General features: G+C 44.3%; 14 protein-coding genes and 1 other RNA gene. 9 read left to right on the top strand and 6 right to left on the bottom strand.

Going from position 1 to position 20,359, the window contains the following annotated elements; all coding sequences use genetic code 11:
• Positions 1–327 precede the first annotated feature (327 nt).
• Both ssrA and smpB read right to left on the bottom strand, forming a co-directional pair.
• Positions 328–687: a transfer-messenger RNA gene (gene ssrA / locus ACUJFL_RS14705) on the bottom strand.
• 156 nt (positions 688–843) lie between these two features.
• Positions 844–1,326: an SsrA-binding protein SmpB gene (gene smpB, locus ACUJFL_RS14700; protein ID WP_226751171.1), complete on the bottom strand. Its 483-nt coding sequence runs from the start codon at positions 1,324–1,326 to the stop codon at positions 844–846.
• A 125-nt stretch (positions 1,327–1,451) separates the two neighbouring features.
• Between smpB and ACUJFL_RS14695 the strand changes: the two genes are divergently transcribed.
• Entirely contained in the window at positions 1,452–1,883 is a 432-nt protein-coding gene (locus ACUJFL_RS14695; RefSeq protein WP_226751172.1) for a type II toxin-antitoxin system RatA family toxin, read from the top strand.
• A complete protein-coding gene (locus ACUJFL_RS14690) occupies positions 1,876–2,229 on the top strand; it encodes an RnfH family protein (RefSeq protein WP_229586269.1) in 354 nt (117 codons plus the stop codon). Before ACUJFL_RS14695 ends, ACUJFL_RS14690 begins: the two co-directional genes overlap by 8 nt.
• Before the next feature lie 277 nt (positions 2,230–2,506).
• Here ACUJFL_RS14690 and ACUJFL_RS14685 read toward each other — a convergent pair whose 3' ends face one another.
• The 3 genes from ACUJFL_RS14685 to nadK all read right to left on the bottom strand — a co-directional run bounded on the left by ACUJFL_RS14685 (position 2,507) and on the right by nadK (position 5,572).
• Positions 2,507–2,866 carry an outer membrane protein assembly factor BamE gene (locus ACUJFL_RS14685; protein ID WP_226751174.1) on the bottom strand — a complete coding sequence of 120 codons (360 nt, stop codon included), beginning with the start codon at positions 2,864–2,866 and terminating at the stop codon, positions 2,507–2,509.
• Positions 2,867–2,925: 59 nt separating this feature from the next.
• Entirely contained in the window at positions 2,926–4,599 is a 1,674-nt protein-coding gene (gene recN / locus ACUJFL_RS14680; protein ID WP_445427886.1) for a DNA repair protein RecN, read from the bottom strand.
• A 91-nt stretch (positions 4,600–4,690) separates the two neighbouring features.
• Positions 4,691–5,572 carry an NAD(+) kinase gene (nadK, locus tag ACUJFL_RS14675; RefSeq protein ID WP_226751176.1) on the bottom strand — a complete coding sequence of 294 codons (882 nt, stop codon included), beginning with the start codon at positions 5,570–5,572 and terminating at the stop codon, positions 4,691–4,693.
• A 95-nt stretch (positions 5,573–5,667) separates the two neighbouring features.
• Here nadK and hrcA point away from each other — a divergent pair, with 95 nt between their 5' ends.
• From hrcA to ACUJFL_RS14660, 3 genes are all read left to right on the top strand, one after another.
• Complete coding sequence (gene hrcA / locus ACUJFL_RS14670) at positions 5,668–6,798, top strand: heat-inducible transcriptional repressor HrcA (RefSeq protein ID WP_445427885.1); 1,131 nt, start codon at positions 5,668–5,670, stop codon at positions 6,796–6,798.
• A gap of 39 nt (positions 6,799–6,837) precedes the next feature.
• Complete coding sequence (gene grpE / locus ACUJFL_RS14665) at positions 6,838–7,413, top strand: nucleotide exchange factor GrpE (RefSeq protein WP_226751178.1); 576 nt, start codon at positions 6,838–6,840, stop codon at positions 7,411–7,413.
• Between the two features lie 161 nt (positions 7,414–7,574).
• A complete protein-coding gene (locus tag ACUJFL_RS14660; protein ID WP_445427884.1) occupies positions 7,575–10,337 on the top strand; it encodes an FAD-binding and (Fe-S)-binding domain-containing protein in 2,763 nt (920 codons plus the stop codon).
• Here the strand turns inward: ACUJFL_RS14660 and ACUJFL_RS14655 are convergent.
• Entirely contained in the window at positions 10,334–12,781 is a 2,448-nt protein-coding gene (locus ACUJFL_RS14655; RefSeq protein ID WP_445427883.1) for a putative bifunctional diguanylate cyclase/phosphodiesterase, read from the bottom strand. The two genes, ACUJFL_RS14660 and ACUJFL_RS14655, sit on opposite strands and share 4 nt — an antisense overlap.
• A 228-nt stretch (positions 12,782–13,009) precedes the next feature.
• Here ACUJFL_RS14655 and ACUJFL_RS14650 point away from each other — a divergent pair, with 228 nt between their 5' ends.
• From ACUJFL_RS14650 to ACUJFL_RS14635, 4 genes are read left to right on the top strand one after another with little or no spacing between them, the layout of a single operon-like run.
• Positions 13,010–13,399, top strand: a complete 390-nt coding sequence (locus ACUJFL_RS14650; protein WP_445427882.1) for a response regulator — start codon at positions 13,010–13,012, stop codon at positions 13,397–13,399.
• Positions 13,400–13,453: 54 nt separating this feature from the next.
• Positions 13,454–15,871: an ATP-binding protein gene (locus ACUJFL_RS14645; RefSeq protein WP_445427881.1), complete on the top strand. Its 2,418-nt coding sequence runs from the start codon at positions 13,454–13,456 to the stop codon at positions 15,869–15,871.
• A gap of 17 nt (positions 15,872–15,888) precedes the next feature.
• Positions 15,889–18,675 (top strand): PAS domain-containing protein, encoded by a 2,787-nt coding sequence (locus ACUJFL_RS14640; protein WP_445427880.1) that lies wholly within the window; start codon positions 15,889–15,891, stop codon positions 18,673–18,675.
• Entirely contained in the window at positions 18,668–20,308 is a 1,641-nt protein-coding gene (locus ACUJFL_RS14635; RefSeq protein ID WP_445427879.1) for a diguanylate cyclase, read from the top strand. Before ACUJFL_RS14640 ends, ACUJFL_RS14635 begins: the two co-directional genes overlap by 8 nt.
• The last annotated feature ends 51 nt before the right edge of the window (positions 20,309–20,359 follow it).

Raw genomic sequence — 20,359 nt, 5'->3', positions numbered from 1 at the left:
AAATAGTACGTTTGAAACTGTTCGAGAACTCATAATTTGCCAGCTTTCGGGTCTGCATTTCTGCGCTGGGTGCGATACTTTGTGCTAATTGCTTACGGGCTTCGTCTCGAGGATGTCTAGCATCTTTTAAACTATCCTCCGATAAAATGGTACTTTTTTGCCTTAGGGTATCGGTTTTGGCGCAGATCATAATACCCCGCATAAATACCCTAAAACATAGGGGGTATCTGTTAGAACATAGTAGACCAGCATCGAATGGCAGGCAATAAAAAACCCAGCAATTACGCTGGGTTCGTAGCCGGTTATGGACTGGCTTAGTCCGTCATTTGGTGGAGCTGGCGGGAGTTGAACCCGCGTCCGAAAAACCTAGATCGTCAGTACTACATGCTTAGCCATTCATTTAGTTAACCCTATGAGCGCCGAGTGGCAGGCTATCGTCGGGCGAGCCTGATTGATTTTAACGGTTTGTCTCCAGGCGAAGACGCGACGCGATCCTATTAGGGGTGATCTTCCAGAGTCTCAGCTTATAGGCATGCGTGAGGGGAAGAGCTATCTACTGCCTATTAAGCAGCGATTGCGTAGTTTTCGTCGTTTGCGACTAGTTTTTTGCGGCTTTTTTACGAGGCCTACCGCACCTCGGCATGCACTTAAGATTTCGTGAGTCCCGTCGAATCCAGAATCAGCCCCGAATTCTGTGGTCTAACACTAACACCTTCAGTGAGTTTCTAGTATACGCCTTTAATCTGCTAATTACCAATGGCACAGCAGTGCGTTACTACAAACATTTTTACTTTATTAGGTTCACTTGCACGCTTTTCAAGCGTCGAATCAAAAAAAGCCAGTTTAGCGTTTTGAATGCTTCATCATGCGCTCTTTTTCACGAGACCAATCGCGATCTTTAATATCATCACGTTTGTCGAAGTTTTTCTTACCTTTTGCCAAGTGAAATTCTAATTTTACCCAGCAGGCTTTCCAATACATAGCCGTGGCGATAAGGGTATAGCCATCACGTTCTTTTAAACCAATTAACTTCATTAACTCGCGTTTATGCAGTAATAACTTACGGCTGCGGTCAGGATCGCAAATGACATGGGTAGAGGCGTTATTCAAGGGTTGGATCTGCGCGCCAAACAAATAAGCTTGGCCATCTTGTAAGATGACATAAGCATCCGATAAGTTAACCTTACCGTCCCGAATACTTTTTACTTCCCAGCCTTGCAGGCTCAGACCGGCTTCAAACCGTTCTTCCAGAAAGTATTCATGGCGCGCTTTACGATTTTGCGCGATGGTGCCATTGTTCTTTTTGTTTGTTTGCTTTTTACTCATAATTCACTTTTTTGGCTAGTTGCAGCCATCATGTATTCATATTCAGTTATGCAGGCTACACGGTGCAAGGTTGTCGCTGGGCGTTATTCTGTTACAATCTGTGGCCTGATGTAAGGGGAGTGAGTATGCCACAAATTGAGCGCAGTGCCTTGGTTTTTTACAGCGCGCAACAAATGTTTGAACTGGTAAATGATGTCGATGCTTACCCGCAATTTTTACCAGGTTGTAGTGCTGCCAACATAGTTAGTCGTGCTGAGAAAGAGGTGGTGGCGAAGTTACATATTTCCAAGGCCGGTATTGGTCAATCTTTTACAACTCGTAATCATTTGCATCCTTTTCAACGTATTGAGATGCAATTGGTCGATGGGCCATTTAAACATTTACGTGGTGGCTGGGAGTTTGAACCTTTAAACGATCAAGCCTGCAAAGTGATTTTAAAGCTAGAGTTTGAATTTTCTAGTCGGTTAATACAGTTTGCTTTTGGTAAGATTTTTCAAGAGTTAACCGCGGCCATGGTGCAGGCTTTTACACAACGGGCAAAACAAGTTTATGGATAATTCCAGTGCGGGGGCGGCAGCTGCCGATCGTATTACGGTTGAAGTGGCTTATGCCTTACCTGAGCGTCAGGTGCTGTTAACACTTGCGGTAAGTCGTGTAGCAAGTATCGAACAGATTATTAAGCAGTCAGGTATCTTACAACAATTCCCACAGATCGATTTAACGTCGCAAAAAGTGGGTATTTGGAGTCGGCCGGTTAAGTTATCCGATCAAGTAAAAGAGGGCGATCGTATTGAGATTTATCGCCCATTAATTGCTGATCCGAAAGATTTACGGCGGCGCCGAGCAGAAAAAGCTAAAGAAGAAGGCCGCGCTGATAAAGTAACAGGCGGCCGGCCAAATTAACTACAGGTACTTTTGAAAAGTGGCTGAAGTGACTTTATGCCGAGTTTGATAAGTGAGTACACTTACCGCTTGATACCGTACCTAACTCAGTGGTTTGTATGATTTTAGGCCGTTTTGGCGGCGTTTTGCCAAGCCGCTAAAGCGCTAAATTTAAACACTGGTTTAAAAAGATACTGCAGCGACAGGGGAATACCCAAAACAACAAAACCACAGATTAAGTGCAAAGGCTTCATCTGTGGTTTTTTGTATTCATAAGCTAAGTCGCTTTGCTTAAAAACTAAATATCCAGCGGTTTGTCAAAGTCAGCGTGTTTAGTGAAGTCGCCATTGATATTGACTAAGCGGTCTTCTTTAAACTCGACCACTAGCCGTTTTTCAAAGTTGTTACCACGACCACCTTTTAAAGCATAAAAATAATGCCAGGTGTTGGTATCAAACGGATTGGCGGCAACAGGGTTGCCTAAAACATAAATAACTTGCTCTTTTGTCATTGCCACTCGTAGCTTATCCACGTCTTTTTGTTCTAAGAAGTTACCTTGTGGAATATCAATACGGTATACCCAGCTGCTACATGCCGTGCTTAAGCCTAAAGTGGCCACGAGTAATGCTGTCTTTAATACTGCTTTCATAATGATCATCAATTTAAAGTGAATAACGCTATCATACCCTATGATAGCTGTGCAGAAAAAACCCTGAATCAGACTACAGGCGCACATAATAGTTCCCGAGCATTAGCTAAAGCATTGGCACTGATGTTTTCACCGGCGAGTAAACGGGCAATTTCTTGGATACGTTCATCATCAGATAGCTGACGCATACGTGTTTCTGTGGCTTGGCCGTCAGTATATTTTTCAACAAACAATTGTTGGTGACCTTGGCTAGCGACCTGCGGTAAATGTGTTACACAAATAATTTGTGTGCTGCGGCCTAATTGGCGTAACAGGCGACCGACACCGGCAGCCACAGGCCCACTGATCCCGACATCAACCTCATCAAAAATTAAGGTGGGTGTGGTGATCTTATCGGCTAAAATAACTTGAATGGCTAAACTGATCCGCGACAGCTCTCCACCCGATGCGACTTTCGCCAGCGCTTGTAAGGGCTGGCCAGGGTTAGTGGAAACGGTAAAGCTAATTTGATCTAAACCCATGGCGCTAGCGTGTTCTAGTGGTAAATTTTGTAAATCAATAGCAAAGCGGGCATTAGCCATACTGAGTTCGTGCATATTTTGGGTGATTAACGCACTTAATTCTGTTGCCCCTAGTTGCCGAGCTTCTGTGAGCTTGGTTGCCGCTACTTGATACACGTCTGCAGCTTGGTTAATCGCCTGTGCTAATTCGTTTAGGCGTTTGTCATGGCCGGTTAATTCAGCCAGTTGTTGGCTCAGTTGCTGATGTAACTCGGCCAGGTTTTCAACATTAACTTGATGCTTGCGAGCTAAATTAAGCCAAGTGCCCATGCGCTCATCAATTTCTTGTAAACGCTCAGGATCCAGTTCTACTTTATCGGCATAGCGGCGTAATTCACGACTGGCTTCTTCGGTTTGCAACAAAGCGTCATTCAACATGTTTTGCACATCTTGCAAAGCTGGATCGAGCTGAACTAATTCCTCTAATTGCTGAGTTAAATGTGATAACGCACGATAAATATTTTGATTATCGTCATCATACAGTTGTTGTAGGCATTGTTGGCTTTGTGTCAGTAGAGTATGGCCATGGCTCAAACGGTTGTGCTCGGCTTCAAGTTGGTTGAATTCAGTGGCTTGTGGCGCAAATTGATCGAGCTCAGCCACTTGATATTCTAACAATTGGCGCTGGGCATCACGTTGCTGCTGCGATTGCTCCAATTGGCTAAACTCTTGCTTGAGTTGTTGCCAATTGCGATAACTTTGACGTGTTTGTTGCTGTAACTCTGGCTTACCCACAAAAGCGTCTAATAATTGGCGTTGATAATCAGCTTTTTGCAGTAATTGATGTGCATGTTGACCATGAATGGCGAGCAGATGCTGCCCTAGAAGTTTTAACTGCTGTGCCGGTACTTGTACGCCATTAATATAGCCGCGTGAACGGCCTTCAGCACTGATTACCCGCCGGACAATACACTCATTGCCCATGAGTAAATCTTGTTGTTGTAGCCAGTCTTTGGCGGTAGTCAGTTGGCTAATATCGAAGGTGGCAACAATATCGGCTTTGTCTGCACCAGGGCGCAGCACTGCCGCATCGGCACGCTCTCCTAAACAAATAGCAAGGGCATCAATAGCAATGGATTTACCGGCACCGGTTTCACCAGTAATAGTCGACATACCTGCGGCCCAGTCAATTTCCAACGCACGCACTATAGCAAAGTTACTGATATGAAGATGACACAGCATATATCCACTCCGACAACTGTTTAAGTATACAGTGTAAATCTATACAGTATTTTCTGTTTTGGCAAGTTGTCGATGCACAAATATTTGCCGGTTAATACAGTTTACTGCCCCAGCCTAATTTATTGCGCAGGACATGATAATAACTGTAGCCCGGAGGATGCACCAAGCGCAGTGGGTTGGGGTGTTTACGAATATAGATATCGTCGCCCGGCATAACAGCCAAAATAACATGACTGTCGCAGCTTATTTGCAGATGGGCATCATTCGTTTCAGCGACTTTTAAGCGTATTTCACTGTTACCGGAAACGACTAAGGGTCTGCTACTTAAGGTATGTGGAAACATCGGCACTAAGCTCATGGCATCCAGATCCGGTGTTAAAATAGGGCCTCCACCGGATAAGGAATAGGCGGTAGAGCCTGTGGGCGTGCTGATAATTAAACCATCAGAGCGCTGGCTATAGACAAATTCATTATTGATATAGGCTTCAAATTCAATCATGTGCGCCACTTTGTCGGCGTGTAACACCGCTTCGTTAACCGCACTGTTACTACTTTTTATACTGCCGTGTCGATGCACGGAAATTTCCAGTAAGTTACGTTTCTCTGTCACAAAGTTACCGGCCAGTACATCTTTTAGCGGTTGCTCAAAATTCTCAGGCGCCAGATCGGTTAAAAAGCCTAGATTGCCACGGTTCACGCCAAGTACAGCCACATCAAAACGGGCTAACACCCGCGCGGCGCCCAGCATATTCCCATCGCCACCTACCACAATCGCTAAATCACAGGTTTTGCCCAATTCAACCAAATCAAGGATCACCGCATCAGCCAGTTGTAAGCTTTGAGCGACTTGCTCTTCGACAAATACACTGAGGCCTTGGGTTTTTAAAAAGTGATAAAGGCTGGCCAATGTTTGATTCGCGCCAGGGTGATGGGGTTTTCCAATTAAACCAACTTTGGCAAATGTAGAGCTCATAGCAACAGTCTTCCTTATCCAGACCCGCTCAGTATATACATAACCCACAAGAAGTTGCAGCCTTGTCAATCAACTAAGCTTTTGAGCAAAGCGTTATGGGCTTAACATCTTTAGACAAAACCGCTTTATCGGGCGATTATGCAAAACTGCTTGAATTTGAAAATAAAAACCCCATTACCTCTTTAACTGAATTACAGGTATTGCGCATGGCTGTGGCATTAAGCAGAACAGAGCTAATTTTAAAGTTGATTGTTGAGCAATATTTGCTCGATGGCCAGCCCGTAGCGTCAAAGTTGATCGCTGAGCATAAACAGCTCGATGTGAGCTCTGCAACGGTGCGCAACACCATGGTGCAACTGGAACAACAAGGATTAATTCGCTCACCGCATACTTCGGCAGGGCGGATCCCTACCACTTTAGGTATTCGTTTATTCATTGATAAAATGCTGCAGCTAGCGCCCTTGAGCGACAAGTGGCAACATGAAATAACCAGCCGCTTACTACCGCAATTGCCGGTGTCATTAATGTGTCAACAAGCCGGACAATTATTAGCAAACTTAACCGGTTGTGTGGCCATTGTTAGCGCTCCTAAAGCCGCAGGGCGCGAAGTGCGGCAAGTGGACTTAGTGCGCTTAGCCAGCGATCGTTTGTTGTTGGTGGTGGTCGATGAAGACGGTGACATCCTGCATCGTATTATTAATTGTGAGCAAAGTGTCGATTCCGCCACCATGAGCAAGGTGTTGTGCTTACTTAATGCCGCTTTAGCCGGTGGACAATGGCAAGATGGCATGGTGCGTTTAAACACGATTTTGCGCAATGAAACGGGCCTTGGCCAGATCCTTATTGAAAAAGTGTTAGGCCAATTAAGCTTAGACGAGTTTGTGCAGCATCAACCCTTGATTTATGGACAACATCAATTATTGCTAACGCCGGATTACCAGCAAAACCCTGCATTACAACAAGTCGTGCAAATGCTGGAGCAACCCTCGGGTCTAATTACGTTGTTACAAACGGTCACCCGTGATGCTCAACCTAAACTCATTTTAGGTAAAGAGTCTGGATTTGTTGAGTTATCGCAATTAAGTTTAATCGCCCAAAGCTATCAAACGCAGCCACATCGCTTTGTCGCTTTGCTTGGCCCGCGGCGGATGGATTACGCAAAATTAATCCCTTTACTCGAAGGATGCGCGGCACAATTAAATTTAAACTTGAATCGGCAGAATTGATCCCCATAATACCCCTACATTAATTGGAGTATTGTAACAATGACTGAGCAACAAAAGCCTTCCGAACCCACAGAAGCAACGAATCAGGCCACTAACGATGCTAATACCGATACGGTAGAGCTGTCTTCTGAGCAGACCATTATTGCTAAGCTGGAAGATGAACTGGCTAAAGCGCAAAGCCAGTTGGCCGAACAACACGAATTAATGCTGCGCATTAAAGCTGATGCTGAAAATGCTCGCCGTCGTGCTAGCCAAGATGTTGAAAAAGCGCACAAGTTTGCGTTAGAAAAGTTTGCCGGTGATTTATTACCCGTTGCCGACAACCTTGAGCGCGCACTGAACTTTATCAACCGTGAAGATGAAGCGTTTAAAGGCATCATTGAAGGCGTAGAGCTGACCATGAAGAGCTTTTTAGATACCGTAGCTAAGTTTGGTGTGGTGCAAATTGACCCTGCGGGGCAGCCGTTTAACCCGGAACAACATCAAGCGATGAGCATTCAGCCGTCAAATGATGTACCGCCCAATACCGTGACCTTTGTTATGCAAAAAGGTTATGAGTTAAATGGTCGCTTGTTACGTCCGGCTATGGTTGGCGTATCAAAAGCAGCAGAGTAACGCCCTCGTAGCAAAGCTAACGCGCTGTTAAGCGTTGGCTTTGCTGCATACCGCAGTTCATTGGTTTTTCTTCGTAAAATCACCCGCAAAGCACAACAAGCGCTAGCCTCTGTTCGAAAAAACTGTTAATTAGTATAAAACTGATTTCTTTGGTAAATGTTGTGAGTTGCCGCCCTGCTATTAGCCCTGCTTTTTTAGCCTCTGCCCGTGCCGTTATTCCCAGTGAACGCTGGTTTGACGATGCGTTATCCTGCTTAGCTTTTGGTACTGATGCCAGCTTCTATCGTTTAAATCCGCAATTGGTGTTGCGAGTCGAATCTGAGCTTGAAGTGGTGTCGTTGCTAAAACTGGCTTTGCAACACCAAGTGGCGGTGACGTTTCGCGCTGCGGGTACCAGCTTGTCAGGGCAAGCGGTAACGGATTCCGTATTATTGGTGCTTGGCGAAAATTGGCAGCAATATCGCATTTTTGGTTTAGGGGAACAGATCCGTTTAGGCCCCGGCGTGATTGGTGCACAAGCGAATAAATGGCTAGCCCCTTATGGTCGAAAAATAGGGCCGGATCCTGCCTCGATAAATAGTTGTAAAATTGGCGGTATTGTCGCCAATAATGCCAGTGGCATGTGCTGTGGTACGGCGCAAAACAGCTTTAATACCCTGGCGGGAATGCGGGTAGTGTTATTTGATGGCACCGTGCTAGACACCGAAGAGGCCGATAGTGTGGCGCGTTTTCGGCAATCGCATGCGGCATTACTGCGTCAATTGGCCGAGCTGGCACAGCAAACTCAGCAAAACGCCGAGTTATTGGCGAAGATTCGCCATAAGTACCGCTTAAAAAATACCATGGGGTTTTCACTGAACGCCCTCACCGAATTTAGCGATCCTATCGATATCCTCAGCCATTTAATGGTGGGCTCCGAAGGCTGCTTGGGTTTTATCAGCAGTGTCACCTATCACACCGTGGCTGATCATGCGCATAAAGCGACAGCGTTATGGGTTTTTCCAGATATTGTCAGTTGCTGTGCCGCAGTGAGTTTATTGAAAACGGCGCCGGTCGCGGCAGTAGAGCTGTTAGATAGACGAAGCTTACGTTCGGTATCAGGTAAAGCCGGTTTACCCCCTTGGGTTAAAACGTTATCCGATGGTGCTGCCGCTTTGTTGATTGAAAGCCGAGCTAACTCACCGGCGGCCTTGCAGCGGCAATTAACCGAGATAGCCGCCTTATCTGCACAATTCAGCCTTGAGCAAAGCGTTGATTTTAGTACCGACGCGAAGGTATCAGAGCAATTGTGGGCGATCCGCAAAGGTACGTTTCCAGCGGTGGGCGCCGTTCGTGAAACCGGTACTACGGTGATCATTGAGGATGTCACTTTTCCGTTAGCCGATCTCGCCGCGGGTGTGCAGGCATTGCAGCAATTATTTGACCGTTATCAGTATCACGAGGCGATTATTTTTGGGCATGCGTTGGAAGGCAATTTACATTTTGTGTTCACGCAAAGTTTTAACGACGCTGAGCAAGTGGCGCGCTATGATGCGTTTATGCAAGATGTCGCGCATTTGGTTGCCGTTGAGTATGGTGGTTCATTAAAAGCCGAGCATGGCACTGGACGCAATATGGCGCCCTTCGTAGAGTTGGAGTGGGGCAGTGCGGCTTATCAACTTATGTGGCAGCTTAAAAAGTTATTCGATCCTAAGCATATTCTTAACCCAGATGTGGTGCTTAGCCAGGATAAAACCTTACATCTGCAACATCTAAAAGCCTTACCTGCAACTCATGCGTTAGTGGATAAATGTATTGAATGTGGCTTTTGTGAGCCGGTGTGTCCGTCACGTAAACTCACTTTAACGCCGCGACAACGCATTGTGGTGCAAAGAGAAATTAGCCATTTACAAACAACAGGGCAAGCGCCGGCACGTTTAAAGCAGTTAACAAAAGATTATGCTTATCAGGGTAATGCCAGTTGCGCAGCTTGTGGCATGTGTAGCACAGCTTGTCCGGTGGGTATCAATATGGGCGATTTAACACGGCAATTACGCAGCAAAGATAATCAGTCGTGGCAGCCAATCTCAAGACAAGTCGTTACGCAATTTGCCAAAGTAACTCAGTTGGCAAAGTTGGGCTTGCGAGTGGGGCAGTTAGCTTACGGTGTACTGGGTAAAAATACACCCATGTGGCACAGTGCCATGCCCACCGCCAACCGCATGCCAGTGTTGCCCCAGCAAACGGGTTTAAAACCGGTTTTGTATTTAAGCAGTTGTAGTAACCGAGTGATGGGGCCTGCTAAAGGTAGCAGTGATGGCCGTTCACTACAGGAGGTAAGTGCCAACTTACTGGCTAAGGCTGGCTATCAATTGATTTTGGCCCCCGATTTAGCCAGTCAGTGTTGCGGTATGCCAATGCAATCAAAGGGGCAATTTGCCGCGCAACAACAGCAGCAACAGCAACTTAACGCCTGGTTGTTGCACCATAGTTTGCAAGGTCAGATCCCTATTTTTTCGGATACCAGCCCTTGTAGTTTAACCTTGCAAGGTAAACTCGATCCACGCTTAAAACTCTATGACAGTATCGACTTTATTACAGAGTTTGTGCTGCCAAAGCTGACACTCAGCAAGGTAAACCAGCCCATTGCGTTGCATATAAGTTGTAGTGCGCAGCAGTTAGGGCAAGCAGATAAACTAATGACATTACTTCGCGCTTGTACCGAGCAGGTCGTGCTGCCTGACAATATCAGTTGTTGTGGTTTTGCCGGAGATAAAGGTTTCTTTATGCCTGAATTAAATGAGTCGGCTTTATCTAGTTTAGCTTCTCAAGTAAGTGAGTGCTCACGAGGGGTATCCAGTAGCCGAACCTGTGAAATCGGTTTAAGCCAACACAGTGGTTTAGAATATCAGCATCTGATGTATGTGCTAGATCAGTGCAGCTAATTATCAAGTAATTGCGAAGAGGGTTTTAGCCATTGGCTTTGCTCTAATTCGTTAACCGTAAGGGGTTTACTAAAGTAATAGCCTTGATAAAAATGGCAATATTCGTCTTGTAAAATGGTGAGTTGCTGTAATTGTTCCACCCCTTCTGCGGTCACTTTTAACTCTAGTTCTTTGGCCAGATGAATGATCGCTAGGGTGAGTCGTCTGGCTTTGGGGTCGGATAAATTACTCACGAAGCTGCGGTCTATTTTCAAAATATCCACTGGGTAATTATTTAAATAACTTAACGATGAATAGCCTGTACCAAAATCATCTAAAGCGATGCTAAAGCCTTGCATTTTCAAATGCTCTAGCTTCTTCGTAATATGATCTTTTTGTTGAATTAAAATGCTTTCGGTAATTTCTAAGGTGAGCGCTGTTGCTGGTAATTGTTGTTTTTGGAGTAATTGTTGAAGCAATTCAGGCAGCCGCGCATCGGCGATATCTGGTACACTCAAATTGATACTTAACGTCAATTCGGGCAGCGTTTTACGCCATTGGGCTAGTTGCGCTAAGCCCTTATGCAACATCTGTTGGGTGAGTAGGCTAATTAGCCCTTCTTCTTCGAGCAGCGGGATAAAAGTATCTGGAGCAATCGGACCAAACTCGCTGTGCTGCCATCGTGACAATAACTCAAAGCCTTTTAACATCCCTTGGCTATTTACGATAGGTTGATAAACGGGATAAAACGCCTCGTCTAATAAGGCTTGTTTCAAGCTTTGTTGTATTTGATAACGCTTGCTGATGTTCGATTGCATCGCACTGTTATAGCAGCGAATTTGATAACCCGGTGTTTTCTTGGCTTCATGTTGTGCCATATTGGCTTGTTGCATTAATGTATCGGCATTAGCTGTTTGATCATGAGAAGTGCATAAACCAATACTTGCCGATAAATTAATATTGGTATGAAACGCCTCGGAGTGTTGCGAGAGTTGAAATAGCAATTTTTCTGCCAGTTTTTGCACTGCATTGACATCTGCTGAGTGAATTAAAAGCCAAAACTCATCGCCATTTTGCCGATACAATTTATCCTCTGCACGCAGTTGCTGTGCTAATTTCCATGCTACTGTTTGCAACAGTAAATCACCTGTGCCATGGCCATATACATCATTGACCAAATGAAATTTATTGAGATTCAATTTAAGAATATAAAAAGGCTGGCGATTTTGCTGCAAATGCTCAATATCTTTTTTTAATAGCCATAAAGTGGGCAGCGCAGTTAGGGTGTCGAGGTGCTGCACTAGTTCGGGCTGGCGCATAATTTGGCGCTTTTGCTGTTGAAGTAATCGGCTGCGTTTAACGCGGGCTTCAACCACCATAAGTAAACGCCAGGGGGCAATGGGTTTATGAATAAATTCATCACCTGCTAAACGCACGGCAGCGAGTTTTTCATCGGTGCTCTCGTCTGCCGACATAAATACAATAGGAATGTTGACTAATTCATTGTGTTGGCGAATAACTTGCCCTAGTTCTAAACCATGACAACCTGGCATATGTAAATCGATTAAAACCAACTCTGGCTGGTGTTTAATCATTAAAGTCAGGGCGTTTTTGGGCTCGTTAGTACAGAAAATTTGATAGCCTGCCAGCTGTAAGGCTTGACGATAAAAGCGTAATACATCGGCATCGTCATCAACTAATAAGATCCGATAAGGGTTTGCTTCCTGTGGTTGTAACAGGTTCGCCAGCATCTGAATTAATGCCTGTGAAGAAACCGGTTTCGCTAAAAAATGACTACTGCCAGCCCGCACTGCGGCTAGCCGGCTGTCAAAGGTATCAAAAGCAGAAATAAAAATAACAGGGAAATTAATACCTTGCTGCTCACGCAGCGCTATTAGATAATCGGCTCCTGCCGTTTCGCCTTCAGGGAATACCATGTCGCAAATTGCAGCAATCGGCTGCTGTTCAGCAACGGTCGCAGCAAGTTGCTTAATATCTTGTAATTCAATAACATGATAGCCAGCCGCTTCTAATGGCGCTCGATGATACTGCAGCATGTCAGTATCATCATCAACAAACACTATTTTAGCGTGGTTAAAACCTAACGCGGCTAAGGGTACTGCAGGCTCATCAGCAACGTATTCATCTGTATAGTGGTTATTAAGCTCCTGAATTAAATCGGCGAGCTGCAGTTTTATCGTAGTGTCATTACTGACTTTAGTCGGTTCAACACTCTGTAACAAATGGTTGAGCGACTTGGCATAACGAGAAACATCCGGAAAGCCATAAATGCTGCCAGAACCAGCAAGTTGATGAGAGAGATGTTGCAGTTGCGTCAAAGCAGCGGGATCGGTGTTTTGCTGCAGTGCCATCCAGTTTTGCTGAATACTTTCTGCTTTGTGTCGCAAATTCAGTCGATATTGAATTTGCATGGCTCGCCATTTATTTTTGTCGGTTTGCTTCATGCGATTTAAATTTTCTACTTTCTTTAAATAACTTTAGCAAAGTTCTATGAGAAAAATAGCGTTTTTTTAGTTTGTCTCAAAAATAGTGACGAAACTCGAAATCATGCTGAGCACGGCAAGATCAAAAAGCGCTATACAGGCGCTATTGTTAGAGTATGCTAGGATTGATTTGTATTTAATCTAATTACCAAACAAGTTAAGTCTTCAGGTAAATTAAGTGAGGCTCTTATGGCATTAAAACGGATAATGCATGTAGAAGATGATGAGTCGATTCGAGCGGTAGCTGAAATCGCTTTGGTTGATGTTGCTGGTTTCGAACTGCTTAGTTGTGACAGCGGTGCAAGTGCAGTGGCTCAAGCAAGTGGTTTTAATCCAGAATTAATATTATTAGATGTCATGATGCCTCAAATGGACGGCATGCAAACTTTAGCCGCATTGCGCGCTATTCCAGAGCTAGCGAATGTACCTGTGGTTTTTATGACAGCAAAAATTCAACAAGCTGAGAAGCAGCATTATCTGGATGCCGGAGCTATTGCCGTGATCGATAAACCCTTTGAACCTATGGCTTTGGGCGACAGATTGCAGCAGTTGTTTGAGCAAGCACAGATCACTAACTAAGGTAATAAACACGTTGTTATGAAATTTGAACATCACGCCCGAGGGTGGTTGAGGTTGGCAACATTACCCCAATTGTTGCTGATACTGCTTTTATCGCTGTTGGGCTTTGGTTTTAATTTTTTACGATTGCCGCTTTTTTTTGACATAGACTTTATTTTTGGCTCTGTTTTTGCTGTTTTGGCACTGGTACTGCTTGGAACAAAAGCGGCTATTGTCGTCGGTATTATTGCTGCAAGTGCAACTGTGCTGATCTGGCAGCATCCCTTTGCTTGGTTTATTTTCAGTAGTGAAATACTTTGGTTAAGTTTACGCTATGGTAAAAATAATCAGACGAATTTAGTTCTGTTAGATTTGCAGTTTTGGCTATTAGCGTTGCCTGTAATAATAGGTTGTTATGCGCTTGTGCTTAACGCTCCCTCAAACACCGCTGTGCTGATTGCATTAAAGCAGATTAGTAATGGTATTTTTAATACTTTGGTTGTGGCTGTACTGGTTGCAATGATGCAACTAAACAAAACACTCAGTAAAAAACTTGCCTTACCCGCAATCAGTTTAGGGCAGTTGGTTTTTCTAACCCTGCTCAGTTCAACCCTGCTCGCTGGAAGTTTACCCGTCATTTTCGATGCTAAAAAATCAAAAGCGTTATACGAGCTAGCGGTGGTGGAACGCATGGCAGAGATCTCTGCCGTCATTGCATTGCAGCTAGAACATATACCAAAACCCAGCTCAACTTTGTTGCCGAGTGAGCTACAACAACTCACCACGAGTTTACCTGTTGATCGAGGTTACGCGCTGGCACTCTTAGATAGTAAAAAGCAGCTTACTCAGTTGATGGGGCAAAACCAGACGATTACCGCCAATGCAGCGAACTCACTAACTACTGGTTTTCAACACTGGCAACCCAGTTCAGAACTCATCCCTATTCAAAGCTGGCGCAAAAGTCGGTATGTTTTTACTTATCCTTTGCGTTGGCAAAACGACCAATTTTGGCTAGTGATAGAGCAGCCCGCAAAAAGTGTTGTTGCGCAATTAGAGCAAGACAGTGCGCAGCAATTTGTGCGTTTAGTATTGTTTTTAGGGCTTACCATTGGGATCAGCGCTTTGCTCAGTAAAGCGATCAGCTTACCTTTGAGGCGTATTGATGTGGCAAGTCAGCGCATACAGGCTGATATTACTCAGCAACAAAAAACCGTTATGCCGCAAAGCCGTGTGTTGGAGTACAGCAATTTATCGCATACCTTGGCACAGATGAGTGCTCATTTAAACGATGCCTTTCAACGCAGCCGTATAACGCAATGTGAGTTAGAGCAACAAGTAACTCAACGAACGGAGGCGTTACAACACAGTAATAGCCAGCAAAATGCTATTTTATCGGCAGCATCCGATTTTTCGATTATTGCAACTGATTCTAACGGTGTTATTCAGTTTTTCAGTGTTGGAGCAGAGAAAATGCTTGGCTACCAAGCTGAGGAATTGGTAGGAAAGCAAACGCCAGAAATTTTGCATCAATCTTCAGAAGTGATGAACCGCGTTAAAGAACTTAATACAGAGCTGGCTGAACCGGTACAAGGTTTTCGTGCTTTTGTAATTAAAGCCGAACAAGAAGGAACGGAAACACATGAATGGACTTACCTGCATAAGTCTGGGCAAGCCATTCCGGTATCCCTAACGATAACGGTGATCCGTGATCATTCAGGTAAGATTAGCGGCTATCTTGGCATTGCGCGTGATGTGTCAGAACGTCATCGGACAGAACGTTTGAAGAACGAGTTTATTGCTACGGTAAGTCATGAACTTCGCACCCCTTTAACCGCAATTTATGCTTCTTTGCGTTTGGTTAACTCTGGGAAAATAAGCGAATTAAATAGCAAAACCACAAAGCTGCTAACGGTAGCGGAGCAGAATTGCGAACGACTGACAATATTGATTGATGATTTGCTGGATATCGAGAAGTTAATCTCGGGTAAGTTTGTTATGCCATTACAGATACAGCTATTACAGCCACTATTAGAGAAAGCAGTCGAAGGAGTGATGAGTTTTGCTAACGAATATCAAATTCGTTTTCGTATCGAGGTTCTGTCACCAGCGGTTTATGCTAATGTTAATGCAGAGCGGTTGATTCAAATTATTGTTAACCTGTTATCCAATGCTATTAAATTCTCACCGCACGGTGGTGAAATTAAATTAGTGTTGAGCGCTGAGCATAATCAAGCTCGACTTGAAGTGATAGATCGTGGACAAGGTATTAAGGATGATTTTAAATCACGTATTTTTGAGAAGTTTGCCCAAGGCGATGCCTCGAGTAATCGAAATAAAGGTGGGACAGGTTTAGGGTTAGCCATCACAAAAGAACTCACAGAAAAGATGGGAGGGCAGGTGGGTTTTGATTCTCAATATGGTCTTGGTAGTACTTTCTGGTTGGCCTTTGCGCTGGCTAAGCCAGGATCCTGTTTAAATGATGAAACTAGCTAAGGCTGTAACGAGGCATTATGCAAAAACCAGAAATTCCTTTATCTGAAGAGCGTCGATTACAGATATTACAGCAAACACAGCTGCTAGATACCGATCCCGAGGCTAGGTTTGATCGCATTACGCGTTTAGTGCAGCAATGTTTTGATGTGAAAATTGTGCTCATTTCATTGGTTGATCGGGAACGTCAGTTTCTGAAATCACGCCAAGGTTTAAATGTGTGTGAAACACATCGGGATATTTCATTTTGTGGCCATGCCATCTTAGCTGATGATGTTTTCGAAGTGTACGATGCGCAGCAAGATGCACGATTTGATGATAATCCGTTAGTGACAACGTCACCTTTTATTCGTTTTTATGCTGGCGCGCCATTAACCTTAGCGAATGAACGTATTGGCACCTTGTGTTTAATTGATGAGGTACCGCGTCGTTTATCAAAACGAGAGCGTCAAAGCCTCAAACAGTTTGCGGAGCTTATAGAACAAGAAATTAATGATCGACTGCAAGAGCATGCGCATGAACAGCTTGCGGCAAGAGAATTAATGTATCGTTCGGTATTAGAAGGTACGCGTATAGGAACTTGGCAGTGGAATGTTCAAACCGGCGAAACTACGTTTAACGAACGCTGGGCTGAAATGGCGGGGTACACCTTAGCTGAGTTAGCGCCTATTTCCATTTCTACCTGGTTTGATCTTGCACACCCTGAGGATGTTGAACAGTCTAACAGACTGTTAGAACAGCATTTTCGCGGCGAGTCAGCCTTTTATGATTGTAAATGTCGAATTCGACACCGAACCGGCGATTGGATTTGGGTGCATGACCGTGGTCGGGTAATCTCTTGGACGGATGATGGCAAGCCATTAATGATGTATGGTACCCATGCTGATATTACTGCCCAAAAACAGGCAGAATTAGAAATAAAAGCTAGCCGAGATCAGTTTCAAGCGTTGGTATCGAATATTCCCGGTATTACTTATCGATGTATGGTAGATAAAAACTGGACCATGCTGTTCATGAGCGGCAGTATTGATCCGGTTTCGGGTTATCCAGCCAGTGACTTTATTAACAACAAGGTACGTACTTATGCCAGTGTAATCCATCCTGAAGATCGTGCCTGGTTAGAAAAGGCCGTGGACCAAGCAGTGGCAGAGCAGCAAAGCTGGCGATTGCAGTACCGTGTTATACACAAAAACGGTGAGATCCATTGGGTGGAAGAGCGTGGCAAAGCCGATTACGCCGAAGATGGCAAGGTGCGTTTTCTCGATGGTTTTATTTTGGATATCTCTGAAGAAAAGCTCGCTAAGCACAAGTTGTCCGCTTTAGCATCACAATTACCCGGCGCGGTATACCAGTATCAGCAGTGGCCAGATGGTCGTGTGGCGTTTCCTTATGCAAGTAATGCGATGGAGCGAGTCTATGGTATTTCTTTGGAGCAGTTAAAAAAAGATGCATCAATGGCGTTTGCTAAAATTCATCCAGAGGATTTAACCGGTTTAGTAGAGAGTATTGAACAATCGAGGCTAACTCTAGCTGAATGGTATCATGAGTATCGCGTGATCAATGAAGATAAGTCCATAATTTGGTTATCCGGTTCGTCTCAGCCAGAAGCCATGCCAGATGGCAGTACGTTGTGGCATGGCTATATTCAAGATATCACCACCATCAAACAATACTATTTGCAGTTAGAACAGGTGAATCGTGAATTAAAAATGGCTCAGCAACGGCTTGATAGTGCAAGTAAAAATGCCGCTATCGGTTTTTGGCAGGCATCACTAGTTAGCGGTGAGTTATGGTGGTCACCGATGATTTATCAAATATTTGGTTTTGATGAGCAAGATATCAAGCCGAGCATAGCCTTGTTTAAAAGTATTGTGCATCCGGATGATCGTCAGTTACTGGAACAAAGTGAGCTAATGGCGCAAGAAACGGGCGTGCATGATGTTATCCATCGCATTATTCGCCCAGACGGCACTATTCGCTGGGTGCATGGAGTGGCTAAATTGTTGCCACTGACCGAAAACCCCGAAAAATTGTTGGTAGGTTCGGTGCAAGATGTTACTGAACGAATGATATTACAACAACTTAAAGATGAATTTATAGCGACGGTAAGCCATGAATTACGCACCCCTCTGACGGCGATTAAAGGGGCGTTAAGTTTATTAAATGCTGGCGCCAGGGATCAAATTTCCGATAAGATGCAAAAGATGTTGCAAATTGCGTCCAGTAATACCGGGCGTTTATCTAACTTAATTAATGACTTACTTGACATTGAAAAGTTAACTGCGGGTAAGGTACAGCTTAATATCCAACCTTTGCATGTTGCAACAGAACTGCAGCAGGCACTGGAAAATTTATTACTTTACGCTGAGCAATATAAAATCACCTTAAATATTGAGCAATGTGATGACCGTCTGTGTGTGTTAGCCGATGCCATGCGTTTACAACAAGTACTGACTAATTTGATCTCTAATGCCGTTAAATTTTCACACCCTGAGGGTACAGTGGCCATTAACGCTGAGCATTTGGGTGACAAAGTGCAAATCTCGATCACGGATCACGGTATTGGAATAGGCCCTGAATTTACACATCGCGTGTTTGAACGTTTTGCTCAAGCGGATGGTTCCAATAATCGACAAACCGGCGGAACCGGCTTAGGTTTAGCCATTTGCAAAGAATTAATTGAGCAAATGCAGGGAACCATTAGCTTTGACTCTGTTCTTGCAGAGGGCAGCACCTTCCGTTTTGTGTTACCATATTGTCAAAAACCTGATTTTATCTCTGTTGTACAGGAAGATCCTGATGAATAGTACCCCTGCTAAACGATCGCCGTCTGAAGCGTTTGCGCAGTTGCGACAGCGTTTTGAGCACGGTTTGCCAGAACGATTAGCGCGTATGGCAAAGCTTGCAAAAGCCGATGTCAGCAAAGAGCCTTTAACACAGCTCATGGCAGAAGCACATAAATTGGCAGGTGCTTGCGGTACCTTTGGATACGCCAGTTTAGGTATACAAGCCCGGCAAATTGAACAATTAACCTTAATTATTATTAACAAAACGGATGTTGATCAACAGCAAGTCATACCCTCGTTAAAGCGCGCGGTATTAGAGTTCGGAATTGCTGTAGACAAAGCTTTACGCAATAAATACAGTGAATTAGGCATTACTGATCCAATAATATTGCAACCGAACACCATTTGGTTAATTCTCGATTCTAAAACCATTATTGATGAATTTAGCCAGCAGTTGACCGCATTTGGGATGCAAGTTGAGCTATTTAATGCTTTTGATGAATGTTTACAACGGCTGCAAAATACCGCACCGACTATTTTGTTGTCAGCCATATCTTTAGCTGATGGCAGCCTGTTGTTTGAGCAGACGCTACTTTTAGACCAGTTAGTTAAAAAGCATGCGCGTTTGCTGGTTTTATCTGCTAAGGATAATTTTGATTTACGTATTAAAGCAGCACAACAGCGTGCCGATGCCTTTTTTGTCGCACCTTTAGATATACCTAGCTGTATTTCTACCATTACTGAGTTACTTGAAACTCACGCTGGCAGTTTTGGCCGGGTATTTATTGTTGATGATGATACCTTACTGGCTGAACATTACGCTTTGGTTTTGCAAAATGTCGGTATTGAAACAGCGATTGTCAGTAATGTCCGCGATATTGTGAACGAGTTAATGCGCTTTCAGCCTGATCTAGTTTTAATGGATATTTACATGCCAGAGATTTCTGGCGCTGAACTGGCAGGGCTGATTCGGCAATATCCCTCTTTGAAGCGTATACCTATTGTTTATCTCTCTTCAGAGGTGAACAAATCCCTTCAGTTGCGCGCCATGGCACATGGGGCAGATGATTTTTTAACCAAGCCGATTGACGACTCGCAGTTAACACAAGCAATAAAAGTGCGGTTAGCACGCAGTATTCAGATTAAAAACTTAATTGAAAAAGATGGTTTAACAGGCTTAATTAAACACAGCTCGATTAAAAGTGCTGTGGATATAGAATTAGATCGTACTCGGCGTGAACAGCAACCGCTTAGTGTTGTGATGGTTGATATCGATTTGTTTAAATCGGTAAATGATAATTATGGTCATGCCATTGGTGATATGGTTATTTCGGCCTTGGCAACATTATTACGCAAACGTATCCGTAAAACGGATCGCGCCGGTCGCTATGGTGGTGAAGAGTTTTTACTGGTGTTACCCGATTGCGGTGCCGAAGAAGCCAAAAAAATAACTGAAAGTATTCTCGATGCGTTTAGAAAGTTAAAGTTTACGGCTGAGGATAACACCTTTAGCTGTACTTTCTCTGCGGGCGTGGTTTCAACCAGTAACCAGCCTTTTACTGATGCGGCAAAGATGATCGTTGCTGCGGATAATGCGCTATATCACGCAAAAGAAACGGGCCGAAATCGCATTTGTGTTGCTGAGGATGATTAACATTAAAAACTCTACAATAGGGCAGCAAGCAGTCATGCTAAACACGTTAAC

Source organism: Alishewanella sp. HL-SH05 (assembly GCF_052655985.1).
The sequence above is the reverse complement of the archived record's forward strand: the minus strand, read 5'-3'. Positions and strand labels throughout refer to the sequence as shown.